This window comes from Variovorax sp. RO1 (genome assembly GCF_002849325.1).
Classification (GTDB): domain Bacteria; phylum Pseudomonadota; class Gammaproteobacteria; order Burkholderiales; family Burkholderiaceae_C; genus Variovorax.
In genome coordinates this window covers 168970-183816 of sequence record NZ_PKMT01000001.1, presented here as the reverse complement: position 1 = coordinate 183816, position 14847 = coordinate 168970, and the positions used below count along the sequence as shown (strand labels likewise).

Below are 14847 nucleotides of genomic sequence, written 5' to 3'. Positions count from 1 at the left end.
ACTCTCCACGCAGACTTTCGCTCGCTCCCGCCGACCAAATTCTTTGATGGCTAGGTCGAGACGACTTGGAAGACCTTGCAACAACGTGAGCTGATCGGGCAAGCTGCAAGTCGCTGCCGCCGGCAAAAATGCCATGCGCTGCGCCCTCTTCTCATAGCCCCTGACCCACTGATTGTCGCCAATATTTCGTCTCTCGTGCGCCGCAGGATTCGACGCTTCTGAGCCCCTTTGAGCACCCAACACATGGTGAATGCAAGATGGAGCGCTTGTTCGCCATGGTTCGTGGAATCGCGTTGCCTTGCGATGACCTAGTTTGCCTACACGGTGCCTACACGACGCCAGAAAGCGAAAAGCCCAACCTAAAGAGGTTGGGCTAAGCGTTTGATCCAAAAGGGAAAATTTGGTGGCCTGGGGCGGAATCGAACCACCGACACGCGGATTTTCAATCCGCTGCTCTACCAACTGAGCTACCGGGCCTTGGTGTGCAGCCTCAAATTATACAGCGCTTCTGCGGCCTCGCGAAAGGTCCACGCCAAGTTGTTTGAGTTTTCTATAAAGATGGGTGCGCTCGAGGCCGGTTTTCTCGGCCACGCGGGTCATCGACCCGTTCTCCATCGCGAGATGGAACTCGAAGTAAGCCTTCTCGAAACCGTCGCGCGCATCGCGCAGCGGGCGGTCGAGGTCGAAGCTCTGGGTCGACTGCGGGCCCGCGTCGGCCACCGGCACGGCGGCCAGCGATGCCATCAGCAGGCTGTCGCCCGTGGTCGTGATGGCGGCGGCCTGGTGGGCGCCGGTGGGCGGCGGCACCACGCCGGCGGCGGTGCGGCGCGCGTTCTCGCGTGCCAGCCCCTGCTCGACCGCCTTGAGCAGCTTCTGCAGCGTGATGGGTTTTTCGAGGAACGCGAAGGCGCCGATGCGCGTGGCATCGACCGCGGTGTCGATGGTGGCGTGCCCGCTCATCATGATGACGGGCATGCTCAGCAGGCCCGCGGTGGACCACTCCTTGAGCAGCGTGACACCGTCGGTGTCCGGCATCCAGATGTCGAGCAGCACGAGATCGGGCCGGGCGCGTTGTCGGGCCGCGCGGGCTTCGGCGGCGTTTTCCGCGAGCTCCACGTTGTGGCCTTCGTCATTGAGAATTTCGAAGAGCAGGTCCCTGATGCCCAGCTCGTCATCGACCACGAGAATGTTTGCCATGAGTGCTGCTTGTTGTATGCGCTGTGTGTATTGATCCGCTCCCGATCCAGCCGCGTGCGCTGGATTCACCGGTACTCAGGCGGACGAAGACTTCGAATCTTCGGTGTGAGCGACCGCTGCTCGCGGTTCGCCTGCCAGCGCGAATGATAGCGAGACTTGCGCGCCGGCCACAGCCCCGTCCACGACACGGTTGGAAAGCTCGATGCGCGCACCGTGCTCATCGGCGATCTTCTTGACGACGGCCAGGCCCAAACCGGTACCTTTTGTTTTCGTCGTGACGTAGGGCTCGAAGGCGCGCTTGAGAATATTTTCGGCAAAGCCGGGGCCGCTGTCCTGCACGGTCAGGCGCACGCGCTGGCCCGAATCGCCCAGCCGCGTGCGAATGACGACCTCGCCCACCTGCCCCGTGCCGCTGGCGGCGGCCTCGGCGGCGTCCTGTGCGTTCTGCAGCAGGTTGTGCACGACCTGGCGGATCTGCTGTTCGTCGCCGCGCACGGGCGGGCAGCGCTCGTCGAGCTCCGAGCGCAGTGTGATGGGCAGGTTCTCGGTGTGATACAGCTGCAGCACGTCGGCCAGCAGCGCATTGAGATCCACCGGCCTGAGGTCGGCCGCGGGCAGTCGCGCGTAGTCGCGGAACTCGTTCACCAGCCGCTTCATCGCATCGACCTGGTCGACGATGGTCTTGACCGACTTCACCAGGATGGCCTGCTCGGGCGGCGCCACCTTGCCCGAGAGCTTCATCTCGAGCCGCTCGGCCGACAGCTGGATCGGCGTGAGCGGGTTCTTGATTTCGTGCGCCAGGCGCCGCGCCACCTCGCCCCAGGCCTGCGCGCGCTGGGCCGAGACGATTTCGGAGATGTCGTCGAACACCAGCAGCCGCGCATCGCCCGGCAGCTCGGCGCCGCGCGCGACGATGTTGATGGCGTCGTCCTGCTGCGGCATGTCGTTGCCCGTGGCGTGCAGCTCGAAAGCGTGCTGCCAGTGGTCCAGGCCGTGCTGCATGCGCTCGACCAGGAACTCGTCGAACTGCTGCTGCACCTTGGCACCGAAATCGGCCAGGCCGGGCACATTGACCAGCGCCTGCCCTTCGTAGGCGGCCAGCGGCGCGCGCAGCACGCGGGTGGCGCCTGGGTTGGTGGACAGCACGGTGCCCTTGGCGTCGAGCACGATGACGCCCGAGGTCAGGTTGTCCAGAATGGTCTGCAGGTTGTCGCGGGCGGCGTCGAGCTGGTCCATGGTCTTCTCGACCGCGCCGCGGGCGTCGGCCAGCTGCTGCGTCATGACGGCGAACGAGCGCGTGAGGCCGCCCAGCTCGTCCTTGCCCTGCAGCACGGCGGTGGGCCGCAGGTCGCCGGCGGCCACCTGGCGCACGCCGTCGGCCAGCACGAGCAGCGGGCGCGCGAGCTGGTTGCCGAACAGCACGGCCAGCAGCACCGCGCCGAACACGGCCAGGAACAGGCTCAGCGTGAGCGTGCCGATGTACATCCGGCGCAGCCCCTCGCGCGCCAGTGCGCGCTCCTGGTACTCGCGGTTGGCCTCCTGCACGGCCAGCGCGTTGGCGACCACGGCCGGCGGCAGTGGCCGCGTGACCTGCAGGTAGCGCGGCGCGGTGTCGAAGTCGAAGCCCGGTCGCTGCACCACGGCGAGCGCGCGCACGCTGGCGGTCGACGGCGTGGCGCTGGGCAGCGCGGTTTCTTCCAGGCCCTCGATGTGCGCGACGGCGCGGTCGGGGCGCACCTGGCGAAACTGCTGCACGGTCGGCCGCTCGGGGTTGAGCTGGAAACGCGACGCGCCGGCGCTGGCCACCAGCTGGCCCGAGCCGGTCCAGAGGATCACGTCGGTGGCTTCGAGCTGGTCGCGGATGCGCTCCAGCAGCAGCCCCGCGCTCGCGTCGGGCACCTGCGCCAGCTGGGCGCTGGCGGTGCGGGTTTTCGCGGCGAGGTCGTCGGACAGCGAATCGAGCGTGGCACGGCCCAGGTTCAGGCCGGCATCGAGCGCACCTTCCACCTTGACGTCGAACCAGCTCTCGATCGAGCGCGCAACGAACTGGTAGGACACCACGTAGACCAGCGCCCCCGGCACCACCCCCACGAGCGCGAAGATGGCCGCGAGCTTGATCAGCAGCCGGCTGCCGAACTTGCCCTGCCGCAGCCGCCGCAGCAGCCGGAACGCGACCCAGCCGATCACCAGCACCAGCAGCACAGCCACCACCACGTTGATGCCGAAGAGGCGCACGTAGTAGCGCTCGTACAGCGCGCGGTTGTTGGTGGCCTGGGCCAGCAGGAAGATCAGCACCAGGCCGATGGCCGTGACCATGGCCGCGCCAACGCCCACGGCCCAGCGCAGGGCGCGCGAGCGGCGGGCGGCGGGCGTGGCCGCGGCGCCGCTGCGCGGCTTGGCACTCACCGCTGCTTCTCCAGCGGCAGCCGGGCGGTGCGCTCGGCCGCGATGTTCCATTCAGCCTGCCCGACCATGCCGATCTGGAAGGGTCGCGGCAATTGCGAGGTGTCGAGCCGGAAGCGGAAGGTGACCTGGTGCAGCGGCTCGTCGCCGATCTCGGCGGCGTCGCCCAGGCGCATCCGGCCGATGCGCTTGATGGCCTCGAGCGCGTCGGCGAGGCTGTCGAAATTCTGGTTCAGCGAAATGCCGAAGCCCGCAGCACCGGTGATCGGCACCGGCGACACATTGAGCCGCCAGCGGCGCGTGAGGGGCTGGTAGGCCAGCCGCATGTGGCGCGCCACCTGGGCGACCTTGCGGTCGGTCCAGTACCAGCGCTCCTGGAAGACCTCGGCCTCGGCCACGAAGTAGATGGCGATGCCCTTGTCGAGCACGTCTTCCACCAAGGTGGGCAGCTCGAACTGCACGGCCGCGCTGAGGTACACGCCATCGTCGGCCTGCTCCAGGCGCATCTGGGTGATGGTGGCACCGCCGGCGCGGGCCTGGGCGGTGGCGGCGGCGGGGAACAGGGCCATCCACAGGGCCCAGACCAGCAGCAAGCCGGCCAGCAGGATCGACCGGCGGCCGTCAGTGCGGCGCGGGTTTTTCAAGCAGGGCGTAGAAGAAGCCGTCGTGGTCACCAGAGGGATTGTCCGGGACGCCACGGGCATTCGCCCCACTTTGAGGCAGCAAGTGTCCCGGGGACGGCAGCAATCGGGCGTCGGTGTTGCGTACAAGAAACGCATCAATTTGTTGCGAGCCTTCTTCGCGGAACACGGAACAGGTGCAATAAAGCAGCCGACCGCCGGGCCGCACGAGCGGCCAGAGCGCAGCCAAGAGCGTCGCCTGCTGGGTCGCCAGCTGGGCGGTGTCGCTCTCGCGGCGCAGCCAGCGCACGTCGGGATGGCGCCGCACGATGCCCGAGGCGGTGCACGGCGCGTCCAGCAGGATGGCGTCGAACAGCACGCCGTCCCACCAGTCGGCGGGGCGGCCGGCATCGGCCACCACCACCTTGGCCTTCAGGCCGAGGCGGGCGAGCGTTTCGTCGATGCGGCGACTGCGCACGCCATCGACCTCGAGCGCGGTCACCTCGATGGCGTCGGCGCCGGCCCGCTCGACTAGGTGCGCGGTCTTGCCGCCGGGGGCAGCGCAGGCGTCGAGCACGCGCAGCGGCGCGGCGCCGGGCTTGGCCGGCAGCAGGCCGTCGAGCAGCAAGGGCGCGGCGAGCTGCGCGGCGGCGTCCTGCACGGAGCAGGCGCCGTCGGCGAAACCGGGGAGCTGCTGCACCGGCCGGGCCCGCGTCAGCTGCAGGCCGTCGGTGCCGACGCGCGTGGCGCCGAGGCCCACGGCTTCGAGCTCCAGCAGGTAGGCGGCCGGCGTCGATTGCAGCGCGTTGACGCGCAAGGTCATCGGCGCCTGGGCGTTGTCGGCCGACAGCACGCGCTGCCAGTCGCGCGGATGGTCGCGCTTGAGGCGCTCGATCCACCAGCGCGGGTGGTTCCACTGCGCGACCGGTTCGGTGTCGGTGGCGGCCACGAGTTCGTCGCGCTCGCGCAAGAAGCGGCGCAGGCATGCGTTGATGAAGCTGGCCTGCGCGCGCGTTGCCGGGTTGCGCTTGGCGGCTTCAACGGCCTGGTCAACCAGCGTGAAGGGTTCGTAGGGGGCGTGGTCGCTGTGCCAGGCCAGCGCGAGCGCGGTGCACAGCAAGGCGTCGGGCAGCGGCGGCGGCGTGCGCTTGGCCAGGTGGCGACGCAGCGCCTCGGCGCGGCCGAGCCAGCGCAGCACCTGGAAGCCGAGGGCCTGCACGCCGGGGCGTAGCGCAGGCTCGACGGCCTCGAACGCGACGGTGCCCGAGGTGCCGGCGCGAATCGACGCCAGCGCCCCTGCGGTCAGTTGCAGTTGGCGCCAGAGCGGCGGTTGTTGCGGCGCCGAGGAGGCGCTGCCCGAAGAGGGGTCGGAGGAAAGATCTGCTGGCAAGTTGGAGCCGATGGTAACGGGCGAGAAAGACAGCACGCCGCGCGGTGGAAAGAGAAACGAAGGCGTGACCCGCCTGTCGTCAGGTCGGGTCAGGTCAAAGCAGCGGGGCCGCAGGCCGCAGCCGCACGATCCAGGCCACGAGCAGTGCCGGGAACTGGGCGATGCCTGCGTTGTACTGCGCCACAGCCTGGTTGAACTGGCCGCGCGCGATTTCCGCTGCAGCCGACGGCTCGGGCCAGGCGATGGGCGCGGCCGGATCGGACGCGCCACCCAGGCCGGGCATCAGAGGCGCGGGTCGCGACAGTGTGCCGTCCGCGTCGAACACGGTGACCGCGCCCGGGTACTGGCGCCGCCATGCGGCAATGAGCACCTGCAGCGCGGTGGCCAGCGCCGCCATGCTGCCCGGGTCGAGCGGGCGCACCCGCGTCGCACCGAGCAAGGTCGCCAGCTGCGTGGTGGCCGCCTGCAACGGTGCCACGGTGGGCGCGCCCTCGGGCGGCGTCTCGGGCCGCGGCGCGGCGGTGATGCTGGCCTGGACGAAATCGAGCTGCTTGCGCAGCGCCACGTCGAGCACTGCATAGGCCTGGAGCACGGCGGCGCGCAAACGCACGAGCCGGTTGTAGGCGCCCACGAACCAGAACAGCAGCAGCGCGACAACGAGCCAGCCGGCCAGCGAATCGGGCAGGACGCTCATCGGAAACAGAACCTCTTGGTCATCGGTCAAAACCCAGGAAACACAAAGAAAAACGCCCCCCGACCGGTTCGGTCGGGGGGCGTGGGCTACCGGTCATGCCGGTGATGCTAACCAATTACTCGGTCGCAGCGCCTTCGTTGGCATCCACCGTGCTGGTCGTCGCTTCGCTCTCGCTGGAGCCGGCCAGATCGGCGGCTTCCGACTCGGCGATGGCGCGGCGCTCGGCCTCGTCCATGGCGTCCTTGACCTTGCGGGCCTGGTGGTACGCCATGCCGGTGCCTGCGGGAATCAGGCGACCGACGATGACGTTTTCCTTCAGACCGCGCAGCTCGTCGCGCTTGCCCATGATCGCGGCTTCGGTCAGCACGCGCGTCGTTTCCTGGAACGAAGCGGCCGAGATGAACGAGTCGGTCGACAGCGACGCCTTCGTGATACCCAGCAGCAGGTTGGTGAACGTCGCGGGGATCTTGCCGTCGGCGCGCAGGGCGTCGTTGGTGTTGAGCATTTCGCTGCGTTCGACCTGTTCGCCGGAGATGTAGCTCGTGTCGCCGATGTTGTCGACCACGACGCGGCGCAGCATCTGGCGAACGATCACCTCGATGTGCTTGTCGTTGATCTTCACACCCTGCAAACGGTACACGTCCTGCACTTCGTCCACGATGTAGCGCGCGAGTTCTTCCGAACCCAGCAGGCGCAGGATGTCCTGCGGGTCTGCCGGGCCGTCGACCACGCTTTCGCCCTTGTTCACCACCTGGCCTTCGTGCACCAGGATGTTCTTTTCCTTCGGCACGAGGTCTTCGTAGACGCCGCCTTCGGGATCGGTGATCTGCAAGCGAATCTTGCCCTTCGTTTCCTTACCGAACGACACGGTACCGGTCATTTCGGCCAGCATGCCCTTGTCCTTCGGCGAACGGGCTTCGAACAGCTCGGCCACGCGCGGCAGACCGCCGGTGATGTCTCGGGTCTTCTGACCTTCGACCGGGATGCGCGCCAGCACTTCGCCGGGGCCCACGTCCTGGCCGTCGCGGATCTGCACCAGCGAGCCGATCGGGAAGCCGATCGTCACCGAGTGGTCGGTGCCGGGGATCTTCACCTCGAGGCCCTGGGCGTCGATCAGCTTGACCTGCGGACGCACGACCTTGGCAGCGCCGCGGCGCTTCGGGTCGATCACGACCAGGGTCGACAGACCGGTCACTTCGTCCACCTGCTTGGCGACCGTCAGGCCTTCCTCGACGTTCTCGAACTGCGCCTTGCCGGCGAACTCGGTAATGATCGGGCGGGTCAGCGGGTCCCAGTTGGCGAGCACGTGGCCGGCCTTGATCTGCTGGTCGGCCTTGACGGCCAGGATCGCGCCGTACGGCACCTTGTGACGCTCGCGCTCACGGCCGTGCTCGTCATGGATGACGATCTCGCCCGAACGCGAAATCACGACCAGCTCGCTCTTGCTGTTGGTCACGTAGCGCATCGTGGCGTTGAAGCCGATCGAGCCGTTCGACTTGGCTTCCACGCTCGAAGCGATGGCAGCGCGCGAAGCGGCACCGCCGATGTGGAAGGTACGCATCGTCAGCTGCGTGCCGGGTTCGCCGATGGACTGGGCAGCGATCACACCGACGGCTTCGCCGATGTTGATCAGGCCGCCGCGGCCCAGGTCGCGGCCATAGCAGGTCGCGCAGATGCCGAAACGCGTTTCGCAGGTCAGCGCGGTGCGGACCTTGACTTCGTCGACGCCCTGGGCTTCCAGGACTTCGATGTTGTCTTCGTCGAACATCTCGCCGGCCTTGAGCAGCACCGAACGGTTTTCCGGGTGCAGCACGTCGTCCGCAGCCGAGCGGCCGAGGATACGGTCGCGCAGCGACTCGATCACTTCGCCGCCTTCGACGATGGCGCGCATCAGGTAACCGCCGTGCGTGCCGCAGTCCTGCTCGGTCACGACCAAGTCTTGCGTCACGTCGACCAGACGACGGGTCAGGTAACCCGAGTTCGCCGTCTTCAGCGCCGTGTCGGCCAGACCCTTACGGGCACCGTGGGTGGAGATGAAGTACTCCAGCACGTTCAGGCCTTCGCGGAAGTTCGCGGTAATGGGCGTCTCGATGATCGAGCCGTCCGGCTTGGCCATCAGGCCCCGCATACCGGCCACCTGGCGAATCTGCGCTGCGGAACCGCGGGCGCCGGAGTCGGCCATCATGTAGATGGAGTTGAACGACTCCTGCTCCACGTCCTTGCCGTGGCGATCGATGACGCGCTCTTTGGAGAGCTTGGACATCATGACCTTGGACACTTCGTCGCCGGCCTTGCCCCAGATGTCCACCACCTTGTTGTAGCGCTCGCCGGAGGTCACGAGACCGGAGACGTACTGCTGCTCGATCTCTTTCACTTCCTTGGCGGAACGCTCGATGATGCCGTGCTTTTCAGCGGGCACCAGCATGTCGTCGATCGCGATCGAGATACCGGCCTTGGTTGCCAGACGGAAGCCGTTTTGCAGCAGCTTGTCGGCGAACACGACGGTCTCTTTCAGGCCGCACTTGCGGAACGAGACGTTGATGAGCTTGGAGATTTCCTTCTTCTTCAGCGCCTTGTTGATGTTCGAGAACGGCAGGCCCTTGGGCAGGATCTCGGACAGCAGGGCGCGGCCCACGGTGGTGTCCACCAGCGAGGTCGACGGCGTGAACACGCCGGTTTCCTTGTCCTTGGTGTACTCCGTGATGCGCACGGCGATCTTGGCGGTGAGCACGACCACGTCGGCGTCGAGCGCGCGCTGAACTTCACCGATGTCGGAGAAGACCAGGCCCTCGCCCTTGGCGTTGATGCGGTCGCGGGTCGTGTAGTACAGACCCAGCACCACGTCCTGCGAAGGAACGATCGACGGTTCGCCCGAAGCCGGGAACAGCACGTTGTTGGAGGCCAGCATCAGCGTGCGGGCTTCCATTTGTGCTTCTACCGACAGCGGCACGTGGACAGCCATCTGGTCGCCGTCGAAGTCGGCGTTGAAGGCCGCGCAAACGAGCGGGTGCAGCTGGATGGCCTTGCCTTCGATCAGGATCGGCTCGAACGCCTGGATGCCCAAACGGTGCAGCGTAGGCGCACGGTTCAGCATGACCGGGTGCTCTTTGATGACCTCTTCCAGGATGTCCCAGACCACCGGCGTGCCCGATTCGACTTCCTTCTTGGCAGCCTTGATCGTGGTCGCGATGCCCATGGCTTCGAGGCGCGAGAAGATGAAAGGCTTGAACAGTTCGAGCGCCATCAGCTTGGGCAGGCCGCACTGGTGCAGCTTGAGCGTCGGGCCCACCACGATGACCGAACGGCCCGAGTAGTCCACGCGCTTGCCCAGCAAGTTCTGGCGGAAACGACCGCTCTTGCCCTTGATCATGTCGGCCAGCGATTTCAGTGCGCGCTTGTTGGCGCCCGTCATGGCCTTGCCGCGACGACCGTTGTCCAGCAGCGAGTCGACCGCTTCCTGCAGCATCCGCTTTTCATTGCGAGCAATGATTTCCGGAGCCTTCAGCTCCAGCAGGCGGCGCAGACGCGAGTTGCGGTTGATGACGCGGCGATACAGGTCGTTCAGGTCGGAGGTCGCGAAGCGGCCGCCGTCCAGCGGCACCAGCGGACGCAGGTCCGGCGGCAGCACGGGCAGCACTTCGAGCACCATCCAGTTGGGCTTGATGCCCGACTTGCGGAAGGCCTCGAGCACCTTCAGGCGCTTGGAGTTCTTCTTGACCTTGACTTCGGAGCCGGTCAGGTCGCCGCGCAGGCGTTCGATCTCGCTGTCGAGTTCGATGCCTTCAAGCAGGTCCTTGATGCCTTCGGCGCCCATCTTGGCGATGAACTCGTCACCATATTCCTTGCGCTTGGCGTCGTAGTCGTCCTCGGACATGATGCCGAACTTCTTCAGCGGGGTCATGCCGGGGTCGGTGATCACGTAGGCTTCGAAGTACAGCACACGTTCGATGTCGCGCAGCGTCATGTCGAGCACGAGGCCCAGACGCGACGGCAGCGACTTCAGGAACCAGATGTGGGCGCAGGGCGCGGCCAGGTCGATGTGACCCATGCGCTCGCGACGCACCTTGGTCTGCGTGACTTCAACGCCGCACTTCTCGCAGATCACGCCGCGGTGCTTCAGGCGCTTGTACTTGCCGCACAGGCACTCGTAGTCCTTGATGGGGCCGAAGATCTTGGCGCAGAACAGACCGTCGCGCTCGGGCTTGAACGTGCGGTAGTTGATCGTCTCAGGCTTCTTCACCTCGCCGAAAGACCACGAACGGATCTTCTCGGGCGAAGCCATGCCGATCTTGATGGCATCGAAATGCTCATCGGGCGTGAATTGCTTGAACAGGTCGAGTAGCGATTTCATAAGACTCTTTCCCTTTTCAACTTAGGAACGCTCGAGCTCGATGTCGAGACCCAGCGAACGAATTTCCTTGACCAGCACGTTGAACGATTCCGGCATGCCGGCTTCGATCGAGTGTTCGCCCTTGACGATCGACTCGTACACCTTGGTGCGGCCGACCACGTCGTCGGACTTCACGGTCAGCATTTCCTGCAGCACGTAAGCGGCGCCGTAGGCTTCCAGTGCCCACACTTCCATTTCACCGAAGCGCTGGCCACCGAACTGGGCCTTGCCGCCCAGCGGTTGTTGCGTGACGAGCGAGTACGGGCCGGTCGAACGGGCGTGCATCTTGTCGTCGACCAAGTGGTGCAGCTTCAAGAAGTGCATGTAGCCGACAGTGACGGGACGCTCGAACTGATCGCCGGTGCGGCCGTCGTACAGGTACGCCTGCGTGCGCGTATCGGTCAGGCCCTTGAGCTTGGCGATGTCGTCCGGGTAGGCGAGCTTCAGCATGCCGCGGATTTCTTCTTCCGAGGCGCCGTCGAACACCGGCGTCGCGAAGGTCGCGCCGCTTTGCAGGTTGGCCGCCATATCGAGCAGCTCGGTGTCGCTCAGCTGGCCGAGCTCTTCCTTGCGGCCCGAGCCGTTGTACAGCTGCTCCAGGAACTTGCGCAGCTCGGCCACCTTGGCCTCTTGCTGCAGCATGTCACCGATGCGCTGGCCGATGCCCTTGCCGGCCCAGCCCAAGTGCACTTCAAGCACCTGGCCCACGTTCATCCGCGAAGGCACGCCCAGCGGGTTCAGGCAGATGTCGCACGGCGTGCCGTCGGCCATGTGGGGCATGTCTTCGACCGGAACGATCTTGGACACCACACCCTTGTTGCCGTGACGGCCGGCCATCTTGTCGCCGGGTTGCAGGCGGCGCTTGACGGCCAAGTAGACCTTGACCATCTTGAGCACGCCCGCGGGCAGCTCGTCGCCCTGCGTGAGCTTCTTGCGCTTTTCTTCGAACGCGAGGTCGAAGCTGTGACGCGTTTGCTCGAGCGAGTTCTTGATCGATTCGAGCTGCGTTGCCACTTCGTCTTCCGCCGGGCGGATGTCGAACCAGTGGAACTTCTCGACCGACGACAGGTAGGCCTTGTCGAGCTTGGTGCCCTTGGCCAGCTTGTTCGGGCCGCCGTTGGCGACCTTGCCGGTCAGCAGCTTCTCGATACGGTCGAACGCGTCGGCTTCGACGATGCGCAGCTGGTCGTTCAGGTCGAGGCGGAAGCGCTTGAGCTCGTCGTCGATGATCTGCTGGGCGCGCTTGTCGCGCTGGATGCCTTCGCGGGTGAACACCTGCACGTCGATCACAGTGCCTTGCGAGCCCTGGTCCACACGCAGCGAGGTGTCCTTCACGTCGGAAGCCTTCTCGCCGAAGATGGCGCGAAGCAGCTTCTCTTCCGGCGTCAGCGTGGTCTCGCCCTTCGGCGTGACCTTGCCCACCAGCGTGTCGCCCGGCTGCACTTCGGCGCCGACATAAATGATGCCGGATTCGTCGAGGCGGTTGAGCTGCTGCTCGGCCAGGTTCGGGATGTCGCGCGTGATTTCTTCGGCGCCCAGCTTCGTATCGCGCGCCATCACCACCAGTTCCTCGATGTGGATCGAGGTGTAGCGGTCTTCGGCGACGACGCGTTCGGAGATCAGGATCGAGTCTTCGAAGTTGTAGCCGTTCCAGGGCATGAACGCGATCAGCATGTTCTGGCCGAGGGCCAGTTCGCCGAGGTCGGTCGATGCACCGTCGGCCACCACGTCGCCCTTGGCGATCTTGTCGCCGCGCTTGACGATGGGGCGCTGGTGGATGTTGGTGTTCTGGTTCGAACGCTGATACTTGATCAGGTTATAGATGTCCACACCGACTTCACCGGCTGCCGCTTCGGCGTCGTTCACGCGCACCACGACACGGGTCGCATCGACGTAATCGACGATACCGCCGCGGGTGGCCGTGACCACGGTGCCCGAGTCGACCGCGGAAACGCGCTCGATGCCGGTACCGACCATCGGCTTTTCGGGACGCAGCACAGGCACGGCCTGACGCTGCATGTTGGCGCCCATCAGCGCGCGGTTCGCATCGTCGTGCTCCAGGAACGGCACGAGCGAGGCAGCCACCGACACGATCTGCGCGGGCGACACGTCCATGTACTGGATGCGTTCGGCACCGACCAGGATCGATTCGCCGGCTTCACGCGCCGAGACCAGGTCGCCGGTCAGCTTGCCGTCCTTGTCCAGGACCGCATTGGCCTGGGCGATGACGTACTTGCCTTCTTCGATGGCCGACAGGTAGTCGATGTCCATCGTGACCTTGCTGTCGACCACGCGACGGTACGGCGTCTCGATGAAGCCGTATTCGTTCAGGCGGGCGTACAGGGCCAGCGAGTTGATCAGGCCGATGTTCGGGCCTTCAGGCGTTTCGATCGGGCACACGCGGCCGTAATGGGTCACGTGCACGTCACGAACTTCGAAGCCTGCACGTTCACGCGTCAGACCACCCGGGCCAAGAGCCGACACGCGGCGCTTGTGGGTGATTTCGGACAGCGGGTTCGTCTGGTCCATGAACTGCGACAGCTGCGACGCACCGAAGAATTCCTTCAGCGCGGCCGAGATCGGCTTGCTGTTGATCAGGTCGTGCGGCATCAGCGGCTCTTGCTCGGCCTGACCCAGACGTTCCTTCACGGCCTTCTCGATACGTGCCAGGCCGGTGCGGTACTGGTTTTCGGCCAGTTCGCCGACGCAACGCACGCGGCGGTTGCCCAGGTGGTCGATGTCGTCGACTTCGCCGTTGCCGTTGCGCAGGTCCACGAGGATCTTGACGACAGCCAGGATGTCTTCGTTGGTCAGCACCATCGGGCCGGTCGATTCGTCGCGGCCAACCTTGGCGTTGAACTTCATGCGGCCCACGCGCGACAGGTCGTACGTGTCCGGGTTGTAGAACAGGCGCTGGAACAGGGCCTGCACTGCGTCTTCCGTCGGTGGCTCGCCGGGGCGCATCATGCGGTAGATGGCCACGCGCGCGGCGAACTCATCGACGGTTTCGTCGATGCGCAGCGTCTGCGAGATGTACGCGCCCTGGTCCAGTTCGTTCGTGTAGATGACCTGGATGTCCTGCACGCCCGAGGTGCGCAGCTTCTTCAGCAGTGCTTCGGTCAGTTCGTCGTTGGCCTTGGCCAGGATTTCACCGGAGTCGGCGTCGACGATGTTGCGGGCGATCACGCGACCAATCAGGAAGTCTTCCGGCACGCTGATGTGCGTGGTGCCGCCCTGCTCGAGCTCACGCGTGTGGCGCGCCGTGACGCGCTTGTCCTTGGCGACCACGACCTTGCCCGACTTGTCGGTGATGTCGAAGCGCGCGACTTCGCCGCGCAGGCGCTCGGAGACGAACTCCATCTGCGCGCCGCTGTCCATCAGGCGGAAGTTGTCGTTCACGAAGAAGTTCGCGAGGATCGATTCCGGGTTCAGGCCGATGGCCTTCAGCAGGATCGTGACCGGCATCTTGCGGCGACGGTCCACGCGGAAGTACAGCATGTCCTTCGGGTCGAATTCGAAGTCGAGCCACGAACCGCGGTAAGGAATCACGCGGGCCGAGAACAGCAGCTTGCCCGAGCTGTGCGTCTTGCCCTTGTCGTGTTCGAAGAACACGCCGGGCGAACGGTGCAGCTGCGAGACGATCACGCGCTCGGTGCCGTTGATGATGAACGAACCCTTGTCGGTCATGAGCGGCACTTCGCCCATGTAGACCTCTTGTTCCTTCACTTCCTTGACCACCTTCGACTGCGACGTCGACGACTCGCGGTCATAGATGATGAGCTGCACCTTGGCGCGCACGGCCGAGGCGAAGGTCAGACCACGGGTCTGGCACTCACGCACATCGAACGCCGGCTTCGCCAGGTTGTACTCGAGGAACTTCATCTCGACGAAACCGTTGTGCGAGACGATCGGGAAGGCGGCGTCGAACGCGGCCTGCAGGCCTTCGACGGTGCGTTGTTTGGGGGCGATGCCGGCTTGCAAGAACGCGGTGTACGCGTCTTTCTGCATCTGCAGCAGGTAAGGGATTTCGACGACGCTGTCGCGGTTACCGAAACTTTTTCGGATGCGCTTGCGTTCGGTGTAACTGTACGCGGACGATTGGGCCATGAGAGCTCCGGTGCTTGAGATCTTCAGCGACTTGTCAGCGATGCCG

General features: G+C 65.6%; 7 protein-coding genes and 1 tRNA gene. All 8 read right to left on the bottom strand.

Annotated features, from left to right (window positions below):
- Positions 1-401: 401 nt before the first annotated feature.
- Positions 402-477, bottom strand: a tRNA-Phe gene (locus tag CY658_RS00785).
- An 18-nt stretch (positions 478-495) separates the two neighbouring features.
- Entirely contained in the window at positions 496-1197 is a 702-nt protein-coding gene (locus CY658_RS00780; protein ID WP_099794860.1) for a response regulator, read from the bottom strand.
- Positions 1198-1272: 75 nt separating this feature from the next.
- The gene (locus tag CY658_RS00775; protein ID WP_101488437.1) at positions 1273-3603 is read right to left on the bottom strand and encodes a sensor histidine kinase; all 2331 of its coding nucleotides are present in this window, start codon (positions 3601-3603) and stop codon (positions 1273-1275) included.
- A complete protein-coding gene (locus CY658_RS00770; protein ID WP_374221074.1) occupies positions 3600-4244 on the bottom strand; it encodes a DUF4390 domain-containing protein in 645 nt (214 codons plus the stop codon). The genes CY658_RS00775 and CY658_RS00770 overlap by 4 nt, the downstream gene beginning before the upstream one ends.
- The gene (rsmB, locus tag CY658_RS00765; RefSeq protein ID WP_101490154.1) at positions 4222-5610 is read right to left on the bottom strand and encodes a 16S rRNA (cytosine(967)-C(5))-methyltransferase RsmB; all 1389 of its coding nucleotides are present in this window, start codon (positions 5608-5610) and stop codon (positions 4222-4224) included. The genes CY658_RS00770 and rsmB overlap by 23 nt, the downstream gene beginning before the upstream one ends.
- 94 nt (positions 5611-5704) lie before the next feature.
- Positions 5705-6304: a lema family protein gene (locus tag CY658_RS00760; RefSeq protein WP_099794857.1), complete on the bottom strand. Its 600-nt coding sequence runs from the start codon at positions 6302-6304 to the stop codon at positions 5705-5707.
- A gap of 115 nt (positions 6305-6419) precedes the next feature.
- Complete coding sequence (gene rpoC / locus CY658_RS00755; protein WP_101488435.1) at positions 6420-10655, bottom strand: DNA-directed RNA polymerase subunit beta'; 4236 nt, start codon at positions 10653-10655, stop codon at positions 6420-6422.
- Between the two features lie 21 nt (positions 10656-10676).
- The gene (gene rpoB / locus CY658_RS00750) at positions 10677-14801 is read right to left on the bottom strand and encodes a DNA-directed RNA polymerase subunit beta (RefSeq protein WP_101488434.1); all 4125 of its coding nucleotides are present in this window, start codon (positions 14799-14801) and stop codon (positions 10677-10679) included.
- Between the last annotated feature and the right edge of the window lie 46 nt (positions 14802-14847).

Coding starts and splice junctions, on each gene's coding strand:
- CY658_RS00760 (WP_099794857.1), bottom strand. CDS start 6,304: ATGAGCGTCCTGCCCGATTCGCTGGCCGGCTGGCTCGTTGTCGCGCTG.
- CY658_RS00780 (WP_099794860.1), bottom strand. CDS start 1,197: ATGGCAAACATTCTCGTGGTCGATGACGAGCTGGGCATCAGGGACCTG.
- rpoB (WP_101488434.1), bottom strand. CDS start 14,801: ATGGCCCAATCGTCCGCGTACAGTTACACCGAACGCAAGCGCATCCGA.
- rpoC (WP_101488435.1), bottom strand. CDS start 10,655: ATGAAATCGCTACTCGACCTGTTCAAGCAATTCACGCCCGATGAGCAT.